The organism is Streptomyces sp. NPDC093065, assembly GCF_044754585.1.
Lineage (GTDB): Bacteria > Actinomycetota > Actinomycetes > Streptomycetales > Streptomycetaceae > Streptomyces.
This window is the reverse complement of sequence record NZ_JBIVPJ010000002.1, coordinates 280966-302935: the sequence shown is the minus strand read 5'-3', so window position 1 is coordinate 302935 and position 21970 is coordinate 280966. Positions and strand designations below refer to the sequence as shown.

Sequence of the window (21970 nt, the reverse complement as noted above, 5' to 3'; positions counted from 1 at the left end):
TCCTCCTGAGGAAACGTCAAATCCGGAAGCGGCTGCCGATGAGTGCGGCCCACGCAGTCGGCTCCCGAAGGCCCGGCGCAGCGCCCGGCCATCGATCACATAAGCCTTAGAACGTCTTGTGCCGTTATACGCCCAACGGCAGGGATAAACGAATGCCCCGGCAGCACAGTGGCGTGCCGCCGGGGCGTTCGGGGTACAGCCGGTACCGAGCCGGTACGACTTAGCGCTTGCTGTACTGCGGGGCCTTGCGGGCCTTCTTCAGACCGGCCTTCTTCCGCTCGACCGCACGGTCGTCACGGGTGAGGTAACCGGCCTTCTTGAGCGGGCCGCGGTTGTTGTCGACGTCCGCCTCGTTCAGCGCACGGGCGACACCGAGACGGAGCGCACCGGCCTGACCGGAGACGCCGCCGCCCGAGATGCGGGCGATGACGTCGTAACGGTTGTCGAGCTCGAGCACCTTGAAGGGCTCGTTGACTTCCTGCTGGTGCACCTTGTTCGGGAAGTAGTCCTCGAGCGTGCGCCCGTTGACCTTCCACTTGCCGGTGCCCGGGACGATCCGGACACGGGCGATGGCGTTCTTGCGACGGCCCAGGCCGGCGGCCGGCTGGGGCTCGCCGAAGGCGGAGGCCATGGACTCCGAGGTGTACTCGCCCTCGACGGGGACCTCGGACTCGGTGGTGTAGCTGTCGATGTCAAGCTCTTCGAGCGGCTGCTCGGCAGTGGTCTCGGCCACGATGCTCCTCAGATTCTCTTCAGTCTTAGGGGGTGGCCGGACTTACTGCGCGACCTGGGTGATCTCGAACGGCTGCGGCTGCTGCGCGCCGTGCGGGTGCTGGTCACCCTTGTAGACCTTCAGCTTCGAGAGCATCTGACGGCCCAGGGAGTTCTTCGGGAGCATGCCCTTGACGGCCTTCTCGACGGCCTTCTCCGGGTTCTTGTCCAGGAGCTCGTCGTAGCGCACGGAGCGCAGACCGCCCGGGTAGCCGGAGTGACGGTACGCCATCTTCTGGGTCCGCTTGTTGCCGGAGAGGTGCACCTTGTCGGCGTTGATGATGATGACGAAGTCACCAGTGTCGACGTGCGGGGCGTAGATCGGCTTGTGCTTGCCGCGCAGCAGGGTGGCGGCAGTGGTGGCGAGACGACCCAGGACGACGTCCTGAGCGTCGATGACGTGCCACTGGCGCGTCACATCGCCGGGCTTGGGGCTGTACGTACGCACGGTTCGTAGCCTTCGCTTCTTCAGTGAGTGGTCCTGACATGGTCACCGAAGACGATCACGACAGCCCTGACCGCACCGCGGTGACGCATACCGCGTGCAGGTCGCTGGTCATCGGTCCCGGTGGACCGGTGTAAGGGCCCCTCACGTGAGAATGAGCAAGCCAATACACATACAGCTGTGCAGAATACCCGGGCCCCGGCGGCCCGGTCAAAACGGGGCCGCGGAGGCCCGCTCGGGCTCCGGCGCCCGGCCGGGCGGCACCCCTCCGCCCGCGCCCGCCCCACCCGTCGTGGACTGCCGGGCGACCGTCACCGCCAGCACACACAGCGTGAACGCGTCCCGGAAGGCCCGCCGCCGCTCCCCCTCCAGCCAGGGCCAGGTCAGCCCCGGCACCTGGGGCACCAGGGCGATCCAGAACCACACCCCGCGGGCCACCGAACCGGCGTACGGCAGTCCGGCGAGCAGCAGCGGCAGGGCGACCAGGAGGTAGTGGTCGTAGGACGGCCGGGACACCAGGAACGCCGACAGCATCAGCCCCGCGCCGGTCTCGGCGAGCCGCAGCGGGCCGGGGTCGGCGCGCCGCCAGCGCCGGTACGCGCAGAGCACCCCGGCGCACGCCGCGGCCACCGCGAGCCCCTGCGCGAGCGCCGCCGGCACCCCGAGCCGGGGCAGCACGGCCGCCGGGGAGGCCTCGTAGAGCCGTACGAAGCCGTCGTCGCCGTGCAGCAGGAAGGGCAGGGTGCGGGTGAAGAAGCCTGCCGGGTCGGGCATCGCCAGCGCCGCCGCGGCGGAGGCCAGCGCGGGCACCAGGACGGCCGCCGCCAGCGCCCGCCACCGGCCGGCGAAGAGGAAGAGCAGGACGACGGGCGCGAGCAGCGGCTTGAGCGCCACGGCCGCCCCGATGACCGCGCCCGCAGCGGTCCAGCGGCCCCGGCTCGCCAGCAGCAGGGCCAGCGGCAGCGCCACCGTCGCCGTCACGGTCCAGTTGCCGAGCCGCACCAGGTGCCCGAACGGCGCGAAGCCCAGCGCGAGCCCGGTCAGCCCGAGGGCCGCGAGCCGGCTGCCGAGCGGCACGCGGTGCAGGAGCAGCGCGCAGGCCCAGGCCAGCGCCAGCAGGGCCGTCACCGCACACGGCACCAGCACCCGGAGCACCGGCGCGGGCAGCAGCGCCTGCGGGACGGCGGCCAGGACGGCGCTCGGCAGGTAGAGGAAGTGCGGATCGTCGTACGGGGAGCCACCGGCCAGCCAGGTGCGGGCCGCCCGCACGACGATCGCGTTGTCCATGCCTCCGTCCGAGGTCACCCGCGACGCGTGCGCGGCGGACGCCGCCAGCACCGTCACGAGCACCGCCCACAGATGCCCGCCCGCCGGCCGCACCAACCACCCGGAGATGTCGCTTTTGCCCGTCCGCATGAACGGAACGCTAGGCCCTGCCGCCCCCAAGTCCCGGCACCAGCACGCCCACAGGCCCGTCTAAGATGCCGCCCATGAGCTTTGGGCAGGGGGGACCTCAGTCGCAGTGGGATCCCTGGAAACCGCAATCGCAGCAGCCTCAGCAACCGCAGTCGCAGCAGCCCTGGAACAGCGGCAGCAGTGACAACACGCCGGACTGGGCTGCCCTCGCCGAGGCCTCCGAGGCCCGGGCCAAGCGGCGCCGGCTGCTCTTCATCGGCGGCGGCGCGCTGGCCACCGTGGCGATAGCCGGCGCCGTCGCCGTGGCCGTCGTCTCGGCGAACGGCTCCGGCCAGGCCTCCGACGGCCCCTCCTCGCAGCTCCCCTCGACGGCGGACATACCGAGCGCGACGGCCACCCGGCCGTCCTTCGCCCCGACCAGCGCCCCGCCGCCGCTGGACCCGAAGGACTTCGTCTCCACCGCCAAGAAGGACAAGGCCCCGCTCAGCCCGGACCTGCTCTTCCCCGGCACCCAGCTGACCATGGGCGAGACGGTCTACAAGAAGGGCCCCACGGCCGACACCCGCACCTGCGGCTCCGCCGCCCAGGGCACCCTGCCCAAGGTCCTCGACGCCAACAAGTGCACACGCCTGATCCGCGTCACCTACACCAAGGGCGACACCGCCGTCACCGTCGGCGTGGCCGTCTTCGACAGCGAGGCGCAGGCCGCGAAGGCGAAGAAGGAAGCCGACAAGAAGAGCATCATCCGCTCTCTGTCCGGCGGTGGCGTCAAGTCCTTCTGCACAGGCGCCGTCTGCCGCTCCACGACCAACTCCTACGGCCGTTACGCCTACTTCACCGTGGCCGGTTTCACGGGCGGCAAGGACGTCACGGAGAAGTCCACGGGCGTGTTCCGGGCCGGTGACGACCTGGCCGAGTTCGCCTTCCGGCAGATCCGCCGCCGCGGCGAGGCCCAGGCGTCGGCGGCGGCGGAGACCGGCTGACGGCGGCCCCCGCCCCCGGTCAGCAGCAACCGGCTCCCGGCAGCGACCGCTTGTTGCGCGCCTCCTTGTTCCGGGCGGCCAGCAGCTCGTCGGCCGGGTAGCCGACCTCCTCCAGCGTCAGCCCGTGCGGCCGCACGACGTGCACGGCCGAGTCCCGTACGCCCGCGGCGAGCACCTTCGCCGGCCAGTCGGGGCCGCGGTGACCGTCGCCGACGAACAGCAGCGCCCCGATGAGGGAGCGCACCATGTTGTGGCAGAAGGCGTCGGCGCGCACGGTGGCGGTGACGATCCCGTCCTCGCCCCGCACGAGGCTCAGCTCCTGCAGCGTCCGGATGGTGGTCGCCCCCTCCCGCTTCTTGCAGTAGGCGGCGAAGTCGTGCTCCCCCAGCAGCCCCCGGGCGGCCTCGTTCATGGCGTCCACGTCGAGCGGCCAGTCGTGCCACAGCACATGCCCGCGCAGCAGCGGGTCGACGCCGCCGGGGTTGTCGGTGACCCGGTAGGCGTAGCGCCGCCAGACCGCCGAGAACCGGGCGTTGAAGCCACTGGGCGCCTCGCGCAGCGCCCAGACCCGCACGTCCCTCGGCAGCCGCCCCGCGAGCCGCTTGAGCAGCTTCACGTGATGTTCGGCCCACACCTCACGCGGCAGATCGACATGGGCGACCTGGCCTCGCGCGTGCACGCCAGCGTCGGTCCGGCCGGCGACCGTCAGTTCGTACGTCCCGGGCGACCGCGTGACGGTCCGCAACGCGTCCTCGATCTCCCCCTGCACGGTCCGCCGCCCCCCGGCCTGCTTGGCCCACCCGGAGAACTCGGAACCGTCGTACGACAGGTCCAACCGCACCCGCACGAACCCGGCCTCAACTTCGTCACTCACCCAGAGATCCTCTCAGCCGAACGAAAGCGGGCCCGCCCTTGAAAAGGACGGACCCGCAAACGCCGTTAAGGGGCGCGGGGCACTGCGCGACCAGCCACGACGAAGCCGCAGCCGCCATCACACAGCCCCCGGCAGAACGCTTACGCGTCCTTCGACTCCTCGGCCGCAGCCTCGTCGTCGGCCTTGGCCGTGTCGACCTTGGCCTCCGAAACCTCGGCGGAGCCCTCCGCGTCCTTGGCGGCGCGCTTCGTCGCGGCCTCGGCCTCGCCGGTGGCCTGCTGCGCCACGGTCAGCGCCTCGACCAGCTCGATGACGGCCATGGGCGCGTTGTCGCCACGGCGGTTACCGATCTTGGTGATCCGGGTGTAGCCACCGGGACGGTTCTCGTAGCGCGGGCCGATCTCGGTGAAGAGCGTGTGGACGATGCTCTTGTCCGTGATCACCTGGAGCACCTGACGGCGGTTGTGAAGGTCGCCCTTCTTCGCCTTGGTGACCAGACGCTCGGCGTACGGACGCAGCTTGCGCGCCTTCGCCTCGGTGGTGGTGATCCGGCCGTGCTCGAAGAGGCTCTTCGCCAGGTTCGCGAGGAGCAGCTTCTCGTGCGCGGCACTGCCGCCCAGACGGGCACCCTTGGTGGGCTTCGGCATGGTGTTTCTCCTAGGTGTCTGCCCCGGCCGTATCAGGTACCGGAGTCAGTATCCGAGCAGGCGGTCGCCTGTCGGAGACCCCGCGCCCCGAAGGGCGCGGGGAACTGCGCGACCAGCCACAGCGGGCCGGCAGTCGAAAACGAACCGTCGGACCCGAGCTCTTAGTACTGCTCGGTCTCGACGAAGCCCGCATCCGCGTCGTCGTCCGCGCCAAACGCGTCCGCCGCGGCGGTCGGGTCGAATCCGGGCGGGCTGTCCTTGAGGGCCAGGCCCATGCCGGCCAGCTTCGCCTTGACCTCGTCGATCGACTTCGCGCCGAAGTTGCGGATGTCGAGCAGGTCCGCCTCGGACCGGGCCACGAGCTCACCCACGGAGTGGATGCCCTCGCGCTTGAGGCAGTTGTACGACCGAACGGTGAGCTCCAGCTCCTCGATCGGCAGCGCCAGATCGGCGGCGAGCGCGGCGTCCGTCGGGGACGGACCCATGTCGATGCCCTCGGCGTCGATGTTCAGCTCGCGGGCGAGACCGAACAGCTCGACCAGCGTCTTGCCGGCGGAGGCCATGGCGTCGCGCGGACGCATCGCCTGCTTGGTCTCGACGTCGACGATCAGCTTGTCGAAGTCGGTCCGCTGCTCGACACGCGTGGCCTCGACCTTGTACGTGACCTTGAGAACCGGCGAGTAGATCGAGTCGACCGGGATGCGCCCGATCTCCTGACCGACCTGCTTGTTCTGCACGGCGGAGACGTAGCCGCGACCGCGCTCGACGGTCAGCTCCATCTCCAGCTTGCCCTTGCCGTTGAGCGTGGCGAGGACGAGGTCGGGGTTGTGCACCTCGACACCGGCCGGGGGCGCGATGTCGGCGGCGGTGACCAGACCCGGGCCCTGCTTGCGCAGGTACATCACGACCGGCTCGTCGTGCTCCGAGGAGACGACCAGCTGCTTGATGTTGAGGATCAGGTCGGTGACGTCCTCCTTGACGCCCGGCACGGTGGTGAACTCGTGCAGGACACCGTCGATGCGGATGCTGGTGACAGCAGCGCCGGGGATCGACGAGAGGAGGGTGCGGCGGAGGGAGTTGCCGAGGGTGTAGCCGAAGCCCGGCTCCAGCGGCTCGATGACGAACCGGGAGCGGAACTCGTCGACGACCTCTTCGGTCAACGAGGGACGCTGAGCGATCAGCATGTGGTGATCCTTCAGTCAGGGGCGCCCGCTATTTGACGCCCGACTAGTACTGCAAGGGTACGGGCGATACGACCCGAAAGAGCCGTACCGCCCGGAAAACCCTGGTGAAGCGATGCCGCGGTGAAGCGGGATCAGACGCGACGGCGCTTCGGCGGACGGCACCCGTTGTGCGGGGTGGGCGTGACGTCCTGGATGGAGCCGACCTCGAGGCCGGTCGCCTGCAGGGAGCGGATGGCGGTCTCACGACCGGAACCCGGGCCCTTGACGAACACGTCGACCTTGCGCATGCCGTGCTCCTGCGCGCGACGGGCAGCCGACTCGGCGGCCATCTGCGCGGCGAACGGCGTGGACTTCCGGGAGCCCTTGAAGCCAACGTGGCCGGCGGAGGCCCAGGAGATCACGTTGCCGGTCGGGTCCGTGATGGACACGATCGTGTTGTTGAACGTGCTCTTGATGTGCGCGTGGCCGTGAGCGACGTTCTTCTTTTCCTTGCGGCGCACCTTCTTGGTCGCGCCCTGACGTCCCTTGGGGGGCATGTCGTTCTCCTACGGGAGGTGGTCGGTCCTACAGCGAAGACCGCTGGACGGCGAGTCCGCTGCGGACTACTTCTTGCCCGGCTTCTTCTTGCCGGCGATGGCGCGACGCGGGCCCTTGCGGGTACGGGCGTTCGTGCTGGTGCGCTGACCGCGGACGGGCAGACCGCGACGGTGGCGCAGACCCTGGTAGGTGCCGATCTCGACCTTGCGGCGGATGTCGGCCTGCACCTCGCGACGGAGGTCACCCTCGGTCTTGATGTTGTTGTCGACGTACTCGCGGATCGCGACGAGCTGCTCCTCGGAGAGGTCCCGAACACGGGTGTTCGGGTCCACGCCGGTGGCGGCGAGCGTCTGCTGCGAGAGGGTCCGGCCAATGCCGAACACGTAGGTGAGGGCGATCTCGACGCGCTTTTCGCGCGGGATGTCAACACCGGAAACGCGTGCCATTCAATGGCTCCAGTTGATTGTCGGAGGTCTTCCACAGAACCGATCCCCGGCCGCCGGCACCTTCACGCTGTTCAAAAGACACAGCCAAAGGCTTGGTACGGCTCGGGTCCCCGGCCTCCGAACCGGGGGTGTCGGACGATCGCTCGCCCGGGTCCTGCGTATGAACATGTTCAGCTCGCGTCGCGCGAAGTCATGCGAATCGCGGAGGGAACGGTCAGGCTTCAGCCCTGGCGCTGCTTGTGGCGCGGGTTGTCGCAGATGACCATGACCCGACCGTGACGGCGGATCACCCTGCACTTGTCGCAGATCTTCTTGACGCTCGGCTTGACCTTCATGGGTGTGAGGTTCTCCGGGTCAGTTGCCGGCGGACCCGCGCGCGGAACGCACGGGACGTGGGCAAGATCTACTTGTACCGGTAGACGATCCGGCCACGCGTCAGGTCGTACGGAGACAGCTCCACCACGACCCGGTCGTCAGGGAGGATGCGGATGTAGTGCATGCGCATCTTGCCGCTGATGTGTGCCAGGACCTGGTGGCCGTTCTGGAGCTCGACCTTGAACATGGCGTTCGGAAGAGACTCGACGACAGTGCCCTCGATCTCGATGGCACCTTGCTTCTTGGCCACGCTTCGCCCTTCGAATCGACTACCTTGATCGGCTCCCGAGTGCAACGAAGATCAAGTCAGGTTGCAACCCACTGGACATGCGTGTGCACGAGAGCCGACGAGTCAGTCTACGTCAGCGACCCCGGAAAGGCGAAACGAGGAAGTCTGCCCCGGATGCGAGATCGTTATGCCAGCGGGTCCGGCGCCGCCGTGATTCCCAGTTCCGCCAGCTTCGCCCTGCCCCCGTCGGGGGCCGTCAGGACCAGCGGACCCTGCTCCGTCAGGGCCACCGAGTGCTCCCAGTGGGAGGACCAGGTGCCGTCCGTGGTGATGACCGTCCAGTCGACCAATTCTCCACGCCCCTCTCGCGGGCTCGGCGCCAGGGGCGCCTCACAGGCTTCGAGCGGCTGCGCCGGCCTCCGGCCGTCGGCCGTGGTGCGGGCCGCAGTCACGCCAGCGGGTCCGGCGCCGCCGTGATTCCCAGTTCCGCCAGCTTCGCCCTGCCCCCGTCGGGGGCCGTCAGGACCAGCGGACCCTGCTCCGTCAGGGCCACCGAGTGCTCCCAGTGGGAGGACCAGGTGCCGTCCGTGGTGATGACCGTCCAGTCGACCAATCCTCCACGCCCCTCTCGCGGGCTCGGCGCCAGGGGCGCCTCACAGGCTTCGAGCGGCTGCGCCGGCCTCCGGCCGTCGGCCGTGGTGCGGGCCGCAGTCACGCCAGCGGCTCCGGCGCCGCCGTGATTCCCAGTTCCGCCAGCTTCGCCCTGCCCCCGTCGGGGGCCGTCAGGACCAGCGGACCCTGCTCCGTCAGGGCCACCGAGTGCTCCCAGTGGGAGGACCAGGTGCCGTCCGTGGTGATGACCGTCCAGTCGTCGGAGAGGACCTCGGTGCGCGGGGTGCCCAGGGAGACCATCGGCTCGATGGCGAGGCAGAAGCCGGGGACGAGCTTCGGACCCTTGCCGCGCTTGCGCTCGACGTAGTTCAGCAGGTGCGGGTCCATGTGCATCTCGGTGCCGATGCCGTGGCCGCCGTAGTCCTCGATGATCCCGTACTTGCCGCCGCCGGGCTTGGGCTGGCGGCGGATGTAGGTCTCGATGGCACGGGAGACGTCCACCAGGCGGTTGCCCTGCTTCATGGCGGCGATGCCCGCCCACATCGACTCCTCGGTCACCCGGGAGAGCTCGATCAGCTCCGGGGAGTGGCCGGAGCCGACGAAGGCCGTGTAGGCGGCGTCGCCGTGCCAGCCGTCGATGATCGCGCCGCAGTCGATGGAGATGACGTCGCCGTCCTTGAGGACCACGTCGTCGGACGGGATGCCGTGGACGACGACCTCGTTCACCGAGGTGCAGATGGTGGCGGGGAAGCCGCCGTACCCGAGGAAGTTCGGCTTGGCGTCGTGCTCCGCGAGGACCTTGCGGGCGACCTGGTCCAGGTCCTTGGTCGTCGCGCCGGGAACGGCGGCCTCACGGGTGGCCGCGTGGATGGCGGCGACGACCAGCCCCGCCTCACGCATCTTGGCGATCTGCTCGGGGTTCTTGATCTGCACCATGGGGGCTGCGGCCTTTCTGGACGGGACTGGACCGGTGAGGAGGGGCGGAGGAGAACGGTTCCCACGATACGGGGCGGAGCCGTCCCACCCCACAGCACAGCCGCGGACCCCTGGGCCGGGGACCGCGGCTGCGAGCCGTGCGGAGTACTACTTGTCGCGCTTGAGCGCCTCCAGCGCACGGCGGGTGACCTCGTCCACGGGTCCCGTCGCCGCGATGGTGGCGACCAGGCCCTGCGACTTGTAGTAGTCGATGATCGGCTCGGTCTGGGTGTGGTAGACCTCCAGCCGCTTGCGGACCGTCTCCTCGGAGTCGTCGTCCCGCTGGTACAGCTCGCCGCCGCAGACGTCGCAGACGCCTTCCTTCTTCGGCGGGGTGTATGTCACGTGGAAGACGTGGGCCGAGTCGTTGCGGCAGACGCGTCGGCCGGCGATCCGCTTGACGACCTCGTCCTCCGGGGCCTCCAGGTCCAGCACCGCGTCGAGCTTCATGTCCTCGGTCTCGAGCAGTTCGTCCAGCGCCTCGGCCTGGGAGACGTTGCGCGGGAAACCGTCCAGCAGGAAGCCGCCCTCGGCGTCGGGCTGCTCCATGCGGTCCTTCGCCATCGCGATGGTGACCTCGTCCGGCACGAGATTGCCGGCGTCCATGTAGGACTTCGCGAGCTTGCCCAGTTCGGTCTGCTGGCTGATGTTCGCGCGGAACAGGTCGCCCGTGGAGATGTGCGGAATGTGCAGCGTCTCGGCAAGGCGGGTGGCCTGCGTTCCCTTTCCGGCACCCGGAGGCCCGACGAGGACGATTCGCATCAGCGGAGGAACCCTTCGTAATTGCGCTGCTGGAGCTGGCTCTCGATCTGCTTCACCGTCTCGAGACCGACACCCACGATGATCAGGATGCTGGTGCCACCGAACGGGAAGTTCTGGTTTGCCCCGAAACCAGCCAACGCCATTGTCGGGACGAGAGCGATCAGACCCAAGTACAGCGAACCCGGCCAGGTGATCCGGTTGAGTACGTAGCTCAGATACTCAGCGGTCGGTCGGCCAGCCCGGATGCCCGGGATGAAGCCACCATACTTCTTCATGTTGTCCGCGACTTCCTCGGGGTTGAACGAGATGGCCACGTAGAAGAAGGCGAAGAACACGATCAGGAAGAAGTACAGAACGATGTGCGGCGTCGCGGCCGTGTCGGCGAGGTTCTTCTGGATCCAGCTGGCCCAGCCCGCGGTCGAACCGGAGAACTGGACGATCAGCGCCGGAATGTAGAGCAGCGACGAGGCGAAGATGACGGGGATGACGCCCGCCTGGTTCACCTTGAGCGGGATGTACGTCGAGGTGCCGCCGTAGGAGCGGCGTCCGATCATGCGCTTCGCGTACTGCACCGGGATGCGGCGCTGGGCCTGCTCCACGAAGACGACCAGGCCGACCATGACGAAGCCGACCAGCAGCACCGTGCCGAACTCGATCCAGCCGCCCGCCAGGTCGCCCTGCTTCTTGATGGCCCACAGAGCGGAGGGGAAGGTCGCGGCGATCGAGATGAACATCAGGATCGACATGCCGTTGCCGATGCCGCGGTCGGTGATCAGCTCGCCGAGCCACATGACGACGGCCGTACCGGCGGTCATGGTGATGACCATGACGACGGTGGTGAAGATCGCCTGGTCGGGCACGATCTGACCGGCGACGGTGCAGCCGGAGAAGAGGGCGCCGCTGCGGGCGGTGGCCACCAGGCCGGTGCCCTGCAGGATGGCGAGCGCGACGGTCAGGTAGCGGGTGTACTGCGTGATCTTCGCCGTGCCGGCCTGGCCCTCCTTCTTGAGGGCTTCCAGACGCGGGATCACGACGGTCAGCAGCTGCAGAATGATGCTCGCCGTGATGTACGGCATGATGCCGAGCGCGAAGACCGTGATCTGCAGCAGGGCGCCACCGCTGAACATGTTGACCAGGCCGAAGAGCCCCTGGTTGCCGGACGCCTGGTCCACGCACTCCTGGACGTTTTTGTAGTCGACGCCTGGAATGGGAATGTGGGTACCGAGGCGGTACACCACGATGATGCCGAGCGTGAAGAGCAGCTTCTTGCGCAGGTCGGGCGTCTTGAACGCCCGGGCGAACGCGGTGAGCACGGTGCCTCCTGCGACCCCCGCGCTACTGCGTCAAGGGTGACGGTCTTGAGGTTCGACTGACGACTGATAAGTGGACGGCTAAGTGAGTAACGCTGAACCGCCGCCCAGAGTGCCTCATGTGAGGCACCCGTGAAAGAGGGCAGCGCAGGCCACCTTACCGGCGGGACCTATGCCCTTGGAACGACCAACCGGGGATACCCCTTTTGTGGGGTATCCCCGGTCGGGATCGCTCAAGTCATCGAGACGCCTGAAGGGTTCAGACGAGCTCGGTGACGGTACCGCCGGCGGCGGTGATCTTCTCCTTGGCGGAGCCGGAGACGGCGTCGACCGTCACCTGCAGCGCCACGGAGATCTCGCCCTGGCCGAGGACCTTGACGAGGCTGTTCTTGCGAACGGCACCCTTGGCCACCAGGCCCTCGACGGTGACCTCGCCACCCTCGGGGTACAGCGCGGCCAGCTTGTCGAGGTTCACGACCTGGAACTCGGTCTTGAACGGGTTCTTGAAGCCCTTCAGCTTCGGGAGACGCATGTGGAGGGGCATCTGGCCACCCTCGAAGCGCTCCGGAACCTGGTAACGGGCCTTCGTGCCCTTGGTACCACGACCGGCCGTCTTACCCTTCGACGCCTCACCACGACCGACACGGGTCTTGGCGGTCTTGGCGCCCGGGGCGGGACGGAGGTTGTGGATCTTGAGCGGGTTCTGCTCCGCCATGATCAGTCGACCTCCTCGACCGTCACGAGGTGGCGGACGGTGTGCACCATGCCGCGGAACTCGGGGCGGTCCTCCTTGACGACCTGCGTGTTGATCCCCTTGAGACCAAGGGAGCGCAGGGTGTCACGGTGGTTCTGCTTGCTGCCGATGTAGGACTTGACCTGCGTAATCTTGAGCTGCGCCATGATTACGCACCCGCCCCGGCGCGCGCACGGAGAAGAGCCGCGGGGGCGACGTCCTCGAGCGGCAGACCACGGCGGGCCGCGATCTCCTCGGGACGCTGCAGGCCCTTGAGGGCCTCCACGGTCGCGTGCACGATGTTGATCTGGTTGTCGGAGCCGAGCGACTTCGACAGCACGTCGTGGATACCGGCGCACTCGAGCACGGCGCGCACCGGACCACCGGCGATAACACCGGTACCGGGGGACGCGGGCTTGAGCAGCACGACGCCGGCAGCCTTCTCACCCTGGATGGGGTGCGGGATGGTGCCCTGGATGCGGGGGACCTTGAAGAAGTGCTTCTTGGCCTCCTCAACACCCTTGGCGATGGCGGCCGGCACCTCCTTGGCCTTGCCGTATCCGACACCCACGGTGCCGTCACCGTCGCCCACCACGACCAGCGCGGTGAAGCTGAAGCGACGACCACCCTTCACAACCTTGGCGACGCGGTTGATCGCGACGACGCGCTCAACGTAAGCGGTCTTCTCGGCGGCACCTGCGCCACCGTCACGGCCCTTCCGGTCCCGCCGCTCGCCGCCACCGGCACCGCTGCCGCGGCGCTGGGGTCCAGCCATTGGAATTACCTCTCTCTGTTTCCGCTAGCGATACGGAACCGGCTCAGAACTTCAGACCGGCTTCGCGGGCGGCGTCCGCCAGGGCGGCGATGCGCCCGGCGTACTGGTTGCCGCCACGGTCGAACACGACGGCGTCGACACCGGCGGCCTTGGCACGCTCGGCGACCAGGGCGCCGACCTGCTTGGCCTGCGCCGACTTGTCGGCCTCGCCACCACGGATCGAGGTGTCCAGGGTGGACGCCGACGCCAGGGTGTGACCCTTGATGTCGTCGATCACCTGGGCCACGATGTGGCGGTTCGAGCGGGTAACGACCAGACGGGGACGCTCCGCCGTACCCGAGAGATTCTTGCGAATCCGGATGTGGCGGCGCTTGATCGCGGCGCGCTTGTAGGCGTCGCCCTTGAGGATCTTCTGTCCGTATGCCATGGCTTACTTACCCGCCTTTCCGACCTTGCGGCGGATGACTTCGCCCTCGTACTTGACGCCCTTGGCCTTGTACGGGTCGGGCTTGCGCAGCTTGCGGATGTTGGCCGCAACCTCGCCGACCTTCTGCTTGTCGATGCCCTCGACCGAGAAGTGGGTCGGGTTCTCCACCTTGAAGGTGATGCCCTCGGGGGCCTCGACCAGGATCGGGTGGCTGTAGCCGAGGGAGAACTCCAGGTTCGAACCCTTGGCGAGCACGCGGTAACCGACACCGCTGATCTCGAGCTTCTTCACGTAACCCTGGGTCACGCCGGTGATCATGTTCGCCACCAGCGTGCGGGACAGGCCGTGCAGGGCCTTGCTCTGACGCTCGTCGTTGGGGCGGGTGACGTTCAGCACGCCGTCCTCACCCTTGGCGATGTCGATCGGCGCCACGACGGTGTGGGTCAGCGAGCCCTTGGGGCCCTTGACCGAGACCGTACGGCCGTCGATGGTGACGTCCACGCCGGCGGGAACCGCGATGGGGAGCTTGCCGATGCGCGACATAGCTGTTTCCTCCGTTCCCTTCCGTTACCAGACGTAGGCGAGGACTTCTCCGCCTACGCCCTTCTTGCCGGCCTGCTTGTCGGTGAGGAGCCCGTGGGACGTGGAGATGATCGCCACGCCGAGGCCGCCCAGCACCTTGGGCAGGTTGGTGGACTTCGCGTACACCCGGAGACCGGGCTTGGAGATCCGCTTGATGCCCGCGATGGAGCGCTCACGGTTCGGGCCGAACTTCAGCTCGAGGACGAGGTTCTTGCCGACCTCGGCGTCCTCGGTCTTCCAGCCCGTGATGAAGCCCTCCTGCTGGAGGATCTCCGCGATGTGAGACTTGATCTTGGACGCCGGCATCGTCACGGAGTCGTGGTACGCCGAGTTCGCGTTCCGCAGACGCGTAAGCATGTCTGCGATCGGATCAGTCATGGTCATGAATTGGCCTTCGGCCTCTCTCGCCGTGGTTTCCTGGTGCGCCATCCCTCTCCCCGATCCGAGACGGGACGGGTGCGGCGCGGTGGACCTACGGCGTAGTAAGTCGTACGGGCGCGACAGACGCCCAACCCCGCAAGCCTACGGCATGCGGAGGCGGGCCTCTGCCGACCCAGATGCTTACCGAGAGTCTGAATAACCCGGGATTACCGGATTACCAGGAGCTCTTGGTCACGCCCGGCAGCTCGCCACGGTGAGCCATCTCACGAAGGCACACGCGGCACAGGCCGAACTTGCGGTAGACGGAGTGCGGACGGCCGCAGCGCTGGCAGCGCGTGTAGCCGCGGACACCGAACTTGGGCTTGCGAGCAGCCTTGGCAATCAGAGCCTTCTTCGCCATCTCGCTCACGCCTCCTTGAAGGGGAAGCCGAGGTGACGGAGGAGCGCGCGGCCCTCAGCGTCGTTGGTCGCCGTGGTCACCACGGTGATGTCCATACCCCGGGTGCGGTCGATCTTGTCCTGGTCGATCTCGTGGAACATGACCTGCTCGGTGAGACCGAAGGTGTAGTTGCCACGGCCGTCGAACTGCTTGGGGGACAGACCGCGGAAGTCGCGGATGCGCGGCAGCGCGAGCGACAGGGTGCGGTCCAGGAACTCCCACATGCGGTCGCCACGGAGCGTGACGTGGGCACCGATCGGCTGGCCCTCACGCAGCTTGAACTGCGCGATGGACTTGCGGGCCTTGGTGACGGCCGGCTTCTGACCGGTGATGGTGGTCAGGTCGCGGATCGCGCCCTCGATCAGCTTCGAGTCACGGGCGGCGTCGCCGACACCCATGTTGACCACGATCTTCACGAGGCCGGGGATCTGCATGACGTTCTCGTAGGAGAACTCCTCACGCAGCTTGCCCGCGATCTCCTCGCGGTACTTCGTCTTGAGACGCGGAGTGGTGGTGGTAGCCATCAGATGTCCTCACCCGTCCGCTTGGCAACGCGGATCTTGTTGCCCTCGTCGTCGAAGCGGTAACCGACGCGCGTGACGACCTTGTTGCCGTCCTTCTCCACGACCAGCTGGACGTTGGAGACGTGGATCGGGGCCTCGGTGGTCACGATGCCGCCGGCCTGCGAACCGCGAGCGGTCGGCCCGGCCTTGGTGTGCTTCTTGACCCGGTTGACACCCTCGACCAGGACACGGTCCTCGCGGGGGAAGGCCGCGATGACCTTGCCCTGCTTGCCCTTGTCCTTACCGGTGATGACCTGGACCAGGTCGCCCTTCTTGATCTTCATGCTCACAGCACCTCCGGCGCGAGGGAGATGATCTTCATGAACTTCTTCTCGCGCAGCTCACGGCCGACGGGGCCGAAGATACGGGTGCCGCGAGGGTCGCCGTCGTTCTTCAGAATGACGGCGGCGTTCTCGTCGAAGCGGATGTACGAGCCGTCGGGACGGCGGCGCTCCTTGACGGTGCGAACGATGACCGCCTTGACGACGTCACCCTTCTTCACGTTGCCACCGGGGATCGCGTCCTTGACGGTGGCGACGATGACGTCACCGATACCCGCGTAGCGGCGGCCCGAGCCACCGAGCACACGGATGGTCAGGATTTCCTTCGCACCCGTGTTGTCGGCGACACGCAGCCGCGACTCCTGCTGGATCACGTCTATCTCCTGAATGTCTGCCGGTTCCCCGGGAGTCGGTCACCTGGGTGAACGACTCCCGGAGCCTGGCGGAACTGTCCTGCGAGGAATGCCCCGCAGGAGATTTCTTACTTGGCCTTCTCGAGGACCTCGACGACGCGCCAGCGCTTCGTCGCGGACAGCGGCCGGGTCTCCATGAGGAGGACACGGTCGCCGACGCCCGCGGCGTTCTGCTCGTCGTGAGCCTTGAGCTTCTCGGTACGGCGGATGACCTTGCCGTACAGGGCGTGGGTCACGCGGTCCTCGACGGCGACGACGACGGTCTTGTCCATCTTGTCGCTGACGACCAGACCCTGGCGGGTCTTGCGGAAGCCGCGCGCGGCCTTCGTCTCTTCAGTCACGTTGCTCTCGCTCATCAGGCGCTCTCCACCGTCTCGATGCCCAGCTCGCGCTCACGCATCAGGGTGTAGATCCGGGCGATGTCCTTACGGACGGCCTTGAGCCGACCGTGGTTCTCGAGCTGGCCCGTCGCCGCCTGGAAGCGGAGGTTGAACAGCTCTTCCTTGGCCTCGCGGAGCTTCGCCAGAAGCTCCTCGTTGCCCAGCTCGCGCAGCTCGGACGCCTTGGTACCGGCCGACATCACGCTTCACCTGCCTCGCGCTTGACGATCCGGCACTTCATCGGCAGCTTGTGGGCCGCACGGGTCAGCGCCTCACGGGCGATCTTCTCGTTGGGGTAGGACAGCTCGAACATGACCCGACCGGGGTGCACGTTCGCGATCCACCACTCCGGAGAACCCTTACCGGAACCCATGCGGGTCTCGGCCGGCTTCTTCGTGAGCGGGCGGTCCGGGTAGATGTTGATCCAGACCTTGCCGCCACGCTTGATGTGGCGGGTCATCGCGATACGGGCCGCCTCGATCTGGCGGTTGGTCACGTACGCCGGCGTGAGGGCCTGGATGCCGTACTCGCCGAACGCAACCTGCGTACCGCCCTTGGCCATACCACGGCGCTTGGGGTGGTGCTGCTTGCGGTGCTTGACCCTACGGGGGATCAGCATGACGGTCAGGCCTCCGTTCCGGTGCTCTCAGCCGGAGCGGCAGCGGCGGGCGCCTCGGCCTTGGGGGCCTCGGCGGCCGGAGCCGACTGCTGCTGCGGCTTGCGCCCACGACGCTCGCCACCGCGGCCACCGCGGGCCGGGCGGTCGCTGCCGCCACGGGCCGGACGGTTGCCGGCGCGGGCGGCGGCGTTCTCGGCGCGGACCTCGGCGATGTTCTTGACGTCGCCCTTGTAGATCCAGACCTTCACACCGATGCGGCCGAAGGTCGTCTTGGCCTCGAAGAAGCCGTAGTCCACGTTCGCGCGGAGCGTGTGCAGGGGCACGCGGCCCTCGCGGTAGAACTCCGAGCGGGACATCTCGGCGCCACCGAGGCGGCCACCGCACTGGATCTTGATGCCCTTGGCGCCGGCCTTCATCGTGCCCTGCATGCTCTTGCGCATGGCGCGACGGAAGGAGACGCGGGAGGAGAGCTGCTCGGCGACGGCCTGCGCGACCAGCTGGGCATCGGTCTCGGGGCTCTTGACCTCGAGGATGTTCAGCTGGACCTGCTTGCCGGTGAGCTTCTCGAGCTGACCGCGGATCTTGTCGGCCTCCGCACCGCGGCGGCCGATGACGATGCCCGGACGAGCCGTGTGGATGTCCACGCGGACGCGGTCACGGGTGCGCTCGATCTCGACCTTGGAGATGCCGGCGCGCTCCATGCCGGACGTCAGCATCCGGCGGATGGCGACGTCTTCCTTGACGTAGTCCTTGTACAGCTTGTCGGCGTACCAACGCGACTTGAAGTCGGTCGTGACACCGAGCCGGAACCCGTGCGGGTTTACCTTCTGGCCCATTACCGGGTTCCTTCCTTGCTGCTGACGACCACGGTGATGTGGCTGGTCCGCTTGCGGATCCGGTAGGCGCGGCCCTGGGCGCGCGGACGGAACCGCTTCAGGGTCGGGCCCTCGTCGACGTACGCCTCGGAAATGAAGAGGCTGTCGGCGTCGGTGTGGTCGTAGTTGTGCGCGGCGTTGGCGATGGCGCTGTCCAGCACCTTGCCGACCGGCACGCTCGCGGCCTGCGGGGCGAAACGCAGGACCGCCTGAGCCTCCGTGGCATCCATGCCACGGATGAGGTCCACCACGCGGCGGGCCTTCATGGGCGTGACGCGGATGTACCGCGCCTGGGCCCTGGCTTCCATGGTTGTCCCTTCAGTGTTTGTCATGGTCATTCCACCCCGCTGTTAGCGGCGCTTCGACTTCCGGTCGTCCTTGACGTGACCCCGGAAGGTGCGCGTCGGCGAGAACTCGCCGAGCTTGTGGCCGACCATGGACTCGGTGACAAACACCGGGATGTGGGTCTTGCCGTTGTGCACCGCGATCGTGTGGCCGAGCATCGCCGGGACGATCATCGAGCGACGGGACCAGGTCTTGATGACGTTCTTGGTACCGGCTTCGTTCTGCGTGTCCACCTTCTTGATCAGGTGGTCGTCGACGAAGGGTCCCTTCTTCAAGCTACGAGGCATCTCAACCCGTCCTTAGCGCTTCTTGTTCGTCTTGCGGCGGCGGACGATGTACTTGTTCGACGCCTTCTTGGGCGAACGAGTACGGCCTTCCTTCTTGCCCCACGGGGACACGGGGTGACGACCACCGGAGGTCCGGCCCTCACCACCACCGTGCGGGTGGTCCACCGGGTTCATGACCACACCACGGACGGTCGGGCGAACGCCCAGCCACCGCTTGCGGCCCGCCTTGCCCCAGTTGATGTTGGACTGCTCGGCGTTGCCGACCTCGCCGACCGTGGCGCGGCAGCGCTGGTCGACCAGGCGGATCTCTCCGGACGGCATGCGCAGGTGGGCCATCGAGCCCTCCTTCGCGAGCAGCTGCACGGAGGCACCGGCGGAGCGGGCGAACTTGGCGCCGCCACCGGGACGGAGCTCGATCGCGTGGATCGTGGTACCGACCGGGATGTTGCGGAGCGCCAGGTTGTTGCCCGGCTTGATGTCGGCCCCGGGACCGTTCTCGACGCGGTCGCCCTGCTGCAGGTTGCGCGGGGCGAGGATGTAGCGCTTCTCGCCGTCGGCGTAGTGCAGCAGCGCGATGCGCGCGGTGCGGTTGGGGTCGTACTCGATGTGCGCGACCTTCGCCGGCACGCCGTCCTTGTCGTGCCGACGGAAGTCGATGACGCGGTAGGCGCGCTTGTGTCCGCCACCCTGGTGGCGAACGGTCACACGACCGGCGTTGTTACGGCCGCCCTTGCTGTGCAGGGGGCGGACCAGCGACTTCTCCGGCGTGGACCGCGTGACCTCGACGAAGTCGGCGACGCTGGAGCCACGGCGGCCCGGCGTAGTCGGCTTGTACTTGCGGATTCCCATTTCTCAGTCCTCGTCCGATTCCGGACGATCCGGACCTCCGTCAGGAGGTCGGACCGCCGAAGATGTCGATACGGTCGCCCTCGGCGAGGGTCACGATCGCGCGCTTGCTGTCGGCACGCTTGCCGAAGCCCGTGCGGGTCCGCTTCCGCTTGCCCTGGCGGTTGATCGTGTTGACCCCGGTGACCTTGACCGAGAAGACCGCCTGGACGGCCTCCTTGATCTGGGTCTTGTTGGAGCCCGGCGCGACGATGAACGTGTACTTGTTCTCGTCGAGGAGCGCGTAGCTCTTCTCGGACACGACCGGCTTCAGCAGCACGTCACGGGGGTCCGTGAACGCCTTGCTGGCCGGGGTGACGACGGTGTTCTTGCCCTCGGCCTCGTGGCGACGCGCCTTGGCGACGCGCGCGGCCTTGGCGGCCTTGGCCGCCTTGGAGGCGATGCTCGGGTGACGCGTAGCCATCAGGCTTCGCTCCCTTCGGTGTCAACGGCCTTGTCGGGGCCAGACACGAAGGACTCGAAAGCGGCCTGGGTGAAGACCACGTCGTCCGAGACGAGAACGTCGTACGTGTTCAGCTGGCCCGGCTCCAGGATGTGGATCTGGGGCAGGTTGCGGGCGGACAGCCACGCGGCCTCGTCGGCGCGGTCGACGACCAGGAGCAGGTTCTTGCGCTCCGAGATCTTGCCGAACAGCGTCCGGGCGGCCTTCGTGGACGGGGTCTCGCCCTCGATGACGCCGGTGACGACGTGGATGCGGTCGTGGCGGGCCCGGTCGGTGAGGGCGTGGCGCAGGGCCGCGGCCTTCATCTTCTTCGGGGTCCGCTGCGAGTAGTCACGCGGCTGCGGGCCGTGGACGACGCCACCGCCGGCGAACTGCGGCGCACGGGTCGAACCCTGGCGGGCGCGGCCGGTGCCCTTCTGGCGGTACGGCTTCTTGCCGCCACCACGGACCTCGCCGCGACGCTTGGTCTTGTGCGTGCCCTGGCGGGCAGCGGCGTTCTGCGCGACGACGACCTGGTGGATCAGCGGAATGCTGATCTTCTCCACGCCGAAGATCTCCGCGGGGAGCTCGACGCTTCCGGTCTTCTCGCCGGCAGGCGAAAGGATGTCAACAGTGCTCATCGGTTACCTCAGGCCCCCTTGGCCGCAGTGCGGACCAGGACGAGGCCGCCGTTCGGACCGGGAACCGCGCCCTTGATGAGCAGCAGACCCTTCTCCGCGTCAACGGCGTGGACGGTCAGGTTCTGGGTGGTGACCCGCTCGTTGCCCATGCGGCCGGCCATGCGGAGGCCCTTGAACACGCGGCCCGGGGTGGCGCAGCCACCGATGGAACCGGGCGAGCGGTGCTTGCGCTGGGTGCCGTGTCCGGCGCCGAGGCCCTTGAAGTTGTGACGCTTCATGACACCGGCGAAGCCCTTGCCCTTGCTCTTGCCGGTGACGTCGACCTTCACGCCGGACTCGAAGACCTCGGCGGTGACTTCCTGACCGAGGGTGTACTCGGCGGCGTCGGCCGTACGGATCTCGACGAGGTGGCGGCGGGGGGTGACGTCGGCCTTGGCGAAGTGGCCCTTGAGGGGCTTGTTCACCTTGCGCGGGTCGATCTCGCCGAACGCGATCTGGACGGACTCGTAGCCGTCGACGTCGTTCGTGCGGACCTGGGTGACGACGTTGGGGCCGGCCTTGACGACGGTGACCGGAACAACACGGTTGTTCTCGTCCCACACCTGCGTCATGCCGAGCTTCTCGCCCAGGATGCCCTTGATCTGCTTCGTCATCTTCAGATCACCGGCCTCAGAGCTTGATCTCGATGTCGACACCGGCCGGGAGGTCGAGTCGCATCAGAGAGTCAACGGTCTTGGGGGTCGGGTCGAGGATGTCGATCAGGCGCTTGTGCGTGCGCATCTCGAAGTGCTCGCGCGAGTCCTTGTACTTGTGCGGCGACTTGATGACGCAGTACACGTTCTTCTCAGTGGGCAGCGGCACCGGGCCCGCGACCGACGCACCAGTGCGAGTCACCGTCTCGACGATCTTCTTCGCCGAAGAGTCGATGACCTCGTGGTCGTAGGCCTTGAGCCGGATGCGGATCTTCTGTCCCGCCATGGCTACTCAGTAGTCCTGTCTCTCGTAACGCTCTGGACCCGGTGGTCCTTGTCCATTCCGCTCCCCCTCCGACCCACGCGGTCGGGCGTGTCGCACTCTCGCTGACACAGATGTCCCTCTTCGGGACTTCCCTGCCTGGGAGTGCGGGCCCTTCCGGAACCGCGGACCGGGGGCGAGAGGCCCACCGGGTGCCTGGCCTGCACCCCGCTGACGCTTCCCGGAAGATTCCCGTACGTCCGCTCCTGAGCAGGAGCGACGAGTACTGTGGGACTCGCTTCCGGTCCCCCCGGCGGGAGGCGCGCAGCATCGGCACTCGACCGAGCAACCCCGCTAGTCTGCCATACGGGGCGCGGGGCTG

The 21970-nt window shown here is 67.8% G+C and carries 35 protein-coding genes and 2 pseudogenes; 1 reads left to right on the top strand and 36 read right to left on the bottom strand.

Annotation, left to right across the window (positions count from 1 at the left end; all coding sequences use genetic code 11):
• Positions 1-220 precede the first annotated feature (220 nt).
• The 3 genes from rpsI to ACIQFU_RS04295 all read right to left on the bottom strand — a co-directional run bounded on the left by rpsI (position 221) and on the right by ACIQFU_RS04295 (position 2632).
• Positions 221-733 (bottom strand): 30S ribosomal protein S9, encoded by a 513-nt coding sequence (gene rpsI, locus ACIQFU_RS04305; RefSeq protein WP_402548834.1) that lies wholly within the window; start codon positions 731-733, stop codon positions 221-223.
• Positions 734-775: 42 nt separating this feature from the next.
• Positions 776-1219, bottom strand: coding sequence for a 50S ribosomal protein L13 (gene rplM / locus ACIQFU_RS04300; RefSeq protein ID WP_402548833.1), 444 nt, complete (start codon positions 1217-1219; stop codon positions 776-778).
• A gap of 207 nt (positions 1220-1426) precedes the next feature.
• Positions 1427-2632, bottom strand: a complete 1206-nt coding sequence (locus ACIQFU_RS04295; RefSeq protein ID WP_402548832.1) for a glycosyltransferase 87 family protein — start codon at positions 2630-2632, stop codon at positions 1427-1429.
• Positions 2633-2706: 74 nt separating this feature from the next.
• Between ACIQFU_RS04295 and ACIQFU_RS04290 the strand changes: the two genes are divergently transcribed.
• A complete protein-coding gene (locus tag ACIQFU_RS04290) occupies positions 2707-3615 on the top strand; it encodes a hypothetical protein (RefSeq protein WP_402548831.1) in 909 nt (302 codons plus the stop codon).
• 19 nt (positions 3616-3634) lie between these two features.
• Here the strand turns inward: ACIQFU_RS04290 and truA are convergent, their stop codons facing one another.
• The 33 genes and pseudogenes from truA to rpsJ form a co-directional block, all read right to left on the bottom strand.
• Positions 3635-4489, bottom strand: coding sequence for a tRNA pseudouridine(38-40) synthase TruA (gene truA / locus ACIQFU_RS04285; RefSeq protein WP_402548829.1), 855 nt, complete (start codon positions 4487-4489; stop codon positions 3635-3637).
• Positions 4490-4629: 140 nt separating this feature from the next.
• The gene (gene rplQ / locus ACIQFU_RS04280; RefSeq protein WP_402548828.1) at positions 4630-5136 is read right to left on the bottom strand and encodes a 50S ribosomal protein L17; all 507 of its coding nucleotides are present in this window, start codon (positions 5134-5136) and stop codon (positions 4630-4632) included.
• A gap of 161 nt (positions 5137-5297) precedes the next feature.
• Positions 5298-6320, bottom strand: coding sequence for a DNA-directed RNA polymerase subunit alpha (locus ACIQFU_RS04275; protein WP_003966937.1), 1023 nt, complete (start codon positions 6318-6320; stop codon positions 5298-5300).
• A gap of 131 nt (positions 6321-6451) precedes the next feature.
• Positions 6452-6856, bottom strand: coding sequence for a 30S ribosomal protein S11 (gene rpsK / locus ACIQFU_RS04270; protein ID WP_007443997.1), 405 nt, complete (start codon positions 6854-6856; stop codon positions 6452-6454).
• 66 nt (positions 6857-6922) lie between these two features.
• Positions 6923-7303 carry a 30S ribosomal protein S13 gene (gene rpsM / locus ACIQFU_RS04265; protein ID WP_003974244.1) on the bottom strand — a complete coding sequence of 127 codons (381 nt, stop codon included), beginning with the start codon at positions 7301-7303 and terminating at the stop codon, positions 6923-6925.
• A 221-nt stretch (positions 7304-7524) separates the two neighbouring features.
• Positions 7525-7638 carry a 50S ribosomal protein L36 gene (rpmJ, locus tag ACIQFU_RS04260; protein ID WP_003974245.1) on the bottom strand — a complete coding sequence of 38 codons (114 nt, stop codon included), beginning with the start codon at positions 7636-7638 and terminating at the stop codon, positions 7525-7527.
• A gap of 68 nt (positions 7639-7706) precedes the next feature.
• The gene (infA, locus tag ACIQFU_RS04255; RefSeq protein ID WP_003948620.1) at positions 7707-7928 is read right to left on the bottom strand and encodes a translation initiation factor IF-1; all 222 of its coding nucleotides are present in this window, start codon (positions 7926-7928) and stop codon (positions 7707-7709) included.
• A 164-nt stretch (positions 7929-8092) separates the two neighbouring features.
• Positions 8093-8251 (bottom strand): annotated as a pseudogene (locus ACIQFU_RS04250) (type I methionyl aminopeptidase); the annotation flags it as partial.
• A gap of 104 nt (positions 8252-8355) precedes the next feature.
• A pseudogene (locus ACIQFU_RS04245) lies at positions 8356-8514 on the bottom strand (type I methionyl aminopeptidase); the annotation flags it as partial.
• Between the two features lie 104 nt (positions 8515-8618).
• Positions 8619-9455: a type I methionyl aminopeptidase gene (map, locus tag ACIQFU_RS04240; RefSeq protein WP_402548827.1), complete on the bottom strand. Its 837-nt coding sequence runs from the start codon at positions 9453-9455 to the stop codon at positions 8619-8621.
• Positions 9456-9602: 147 nt separating this feature from the next.
• Entirely contained in the window at positions 9603-10256 is a 654-nt protein-coding gene (locus tag ACIQFU_RS04235; RefSeq protein ID WP_356855190.1) for an adenylate kinase, read from the bottom strand.
• Positions 10256-11569 carry a preprotein translocase subunit SecY gene (secY, locus tag ACIQFU_RS04230; protein ID WP_402548825.1) on the bottom strand — a complete coding sequence of 438 codons (1314 nt, stop codon included), beginning with the start codon at positions 11567-11569 and terminating at the stop codon, positions 10256-10258. Before secY ends, ACIQFU_RS04235 begins: the two co-directional genes overlap by 1 nt.
• A gap of 256 nt (positions 11570-11825) precedes the next feature.
• A complete protein-coding gene (gene rplO / locus ACIQFU_RS04225) occupies positions 11826-12281 on the bottom strand; it encodes a 50S ribosomal protein L15 (protein ID WP_023547373.1) in 456 nt (151 codons plus the stop codon).
• A gap of 2 nt (positions 12282-12283) precedes the next feature.
• Positions 12284-12466, bottom strand: coding sequence for a 50S ribosomal protein L30 (gene rpmD, locus ACIQFU_RS04220; protein ID WP_003974250.1), 183 nt, complete (start codon positions 12464-12466; stop codon positions 12284-12286).
• 2 nt (positions 12467-12468) lie between these two features.
• Positions 12469-13074 (bottom strand): 30S ribosomal protein S5, encoded by a 606-nt coding sequence (gene rpsE, locus ACIQFU_RS04215; protein ID WP_003974251.1) that lies wholly within the window; start codon positions 13072-13074, stop codon positions 12469-12471.
• 43 nt (positions 13075-13117) lie between these two features.
• The gene (gene rplR, locus ACIQFU_RS04210) at positions 13118-13501 is read right to left on the bottom strand and encodes a 50S ribosomal protein L18 (protein ID WP_402548823.1); all 384 of its coding nucleotides are present in this window, start codon (positions 13499-13501) and stop codon (positions 13118-13120) included.
• Positions 13502-13504: 3 nt separating this feature from the next.
• Positions 13505-14044 (bottom strand): 50S ribosomal protein L6, encoded by a 540-nt coding sequence (rplF, locus tag ACIQFU_RS04205; RefSeq protein WP_003974253.1) that lies wholly within the window; start codon positions 14042-14044, stop codon positions 13505-13507.
• 24 nt (positions 14045-14068) lie between these two features.
• Positions 14069-14467 carry a 30S ribosomal protein S8 gene (gene rpsH / locus ACIQFU_RS04200; protein WP_026248232.1) on the bottom strand — a complete coding sequence of 133 codons (399 nt, stop codon included), beginning with the start codon at positions 14465-14467 and terminating at the stop codon, positions 14069-14071.
• A gap of 211 nt (positions 14468-14678) precedes the next feature.
• Positions 14679-14864, bottom strand: coding sequence for a type Z 30S ribosomal protein S14 (locus ACIQFU_RS04195; protein WP_003948630.1), 186 nt, complete (start codon positions 14862-14864; stop codon positions 14679-14681).
• A gap of 5 nt (positions 14865-14869) precedes the next feature.
• Positions 14870-15427 (bottom strand): 50S ribosomal protein L5, encoded by a 558-nt coding sequence (rplE, locus tag ACIQFU_RS04190; RefSeq protein ID WP_003974255.1) that lies wholly within the window; start codon positions 15425-15427, stop codon positions 14870-14872.
• Positions 15427-15750 carry a 50S ribosomal protein L24 gene (rplX, locus tag ACIQFU_RS04185; RefSeq protein WP_003992365.1) on the bottom strand — a complete coding sequence of 108 codons (324 nt, stop codon included), beginning with the start codon at positions 15748-15750 and terminating at the stop codon, positions 15427-15429. The genes rplE and rplX overlap by 1 nt, the downstream gene beginning before the upstream one ends.
• Positions 15751-15752: 2 nt before the next feature.
• On the bottom strand, positions 15753-16121 hold the full coding sequence (gene rplN, locus ACIQFU_RS04180) for a 50S ribosomal protein L14 (RefSeq protein ID WP_003974257.1): 369 nt from the start codon (positions 16119-16121) through the stop codon (positions 15753-15755).
• A 107-nt stretch (positions 16122-16228) separates the two neighbouring features.
• Complete coding sequence (gene rpsQ / locus ACIQFU_RS04175; RefSeq protein WP_003974258.1) at positions 16229-16516, bottom strand: 30S ribosomal protein S17; 288 nt, start codon at positions 16514-16516, stop codon at positions 16229-16231.
• Positions 16516-16740 carry a 50S ribosomal protein L29 gene (gene rpmC / locus ACIQFU_RS04170; RefSeq protein WP_003974259.1) on the bottom strand — a complete coding sequence of 75 codons (225 nt, stop codon included), beginning with the start codon at positions 16738-16740 and terminating at the stop codon, positions 16516-16518. The genes rpsQ and rpmC overlap by 1 nt, the downstream gene beginning before the upstream one ends.
• A complete protein-coding gene (rplP, locus tag ACIQFU_RS04165) occupies positions 16740-17159 on the bottom strand; it encodes a 50S ribosomal protein L16 (RefSeq protein WP_003974260.1) in 420 nt (139 codons plus the stop codon). Before rplP ends, rpmC begins: the two co-directional genes overlap by 1 nt.
• A gap of 5 nt (positions 17160-17164) precedes the next feature.
• Positions 17165-17995, bottom strand: coding sequence for a 30S ribosomal protein S3 (rpsC, locus tag ACIQFU_RS04160; RefSeq protein ID WP_030400226.1), 831 nt, complete (start codon positions 17993-17995; stop codon positions 17165-17167).
• Positions 17995-18342, bottom strand: coding sequence for a 50S ribosomal protein L22 (gene rplV / locus ACIQFU_RS04155; RefSeq protein WP_003974262.1), 348 nt, complete (start codon positions 18340-18342; stop codon positions 17995-17997). The genes rpsC and rplV overlap by 1 nt, the downstream gene beginning before the upstream one ends.
• A 42-nt stretch (positions 18343-18384) precedes the next feature.
• A complete protein-coding gene (gene rpsS, locus ACIQFU_RS04150; RefSeq protein ID WP_003974263.1) occupies positions 18385-18666 on the bottom strand; it encodes a 30S ribosomal protein S19 in 282 nt (93 codons plus the stop codon).
• Between the two features lie 12 nt (positions 18667-18678).
• Positions 18679-19515 (bottom strand): 50S ribosomal protein L2, encoded by an 837-nt coding sequence (gene rplB, locus ACIQFU_RS04145; protein WP_030400225.1) that lies wholly within the window; start codon positions 19513-19515, stop codon positions 18679-18681.
• Positions 19516-19555: 40 nt separating this feature from the next.
• Entirely contained in the window at positions 19556-19975 is a 420-nt protein-coding gene (rplW, locus tag ACIQFU_RS04140; protein ID WP_007443985.1) for a 50S ribosomal protein L23, read from the bottom strand.
• Positions 19975-20634, bottom strand: a complete 660-nt coding sequence (gene rplD / locus ACIQFU_RS04135; protein WP_402548821.1) for a 50S ribosomal protein L4 — start codon at positions 20632-20634, stop codon at positions 19975-19977. The genes rplW and rplD overlap by 1 nt, the downstream gene beginning before the upstream one ends.
• An 8-nt stretch (positions 20635-20642) precedes the next feature.
• Positions 20643-21287, bottom strand: a complete 645-nt coding sequence (gene rplC, locus ACIQFU_RS04130; protein WP_121748660.1) for a 50S ribosomal protein L3 — start codon at positions 21285-21287, stop codon at positions 20643-20645.
• A gap of 16 nt (positions 21288-21303) precedes the next feature.
• A complete protein-coding gene (gene rpsJ, locus ACIQFU_RS04125; protein ID WP_003948644.1) occupies positions 21304-21612 on the bottom strand; it encodes a 30S ribosomal protein S10 in 309 nt (102 codons plus the stop codon).
• Positions 21613-21970 lie beyond the last annotated feature (358 nt).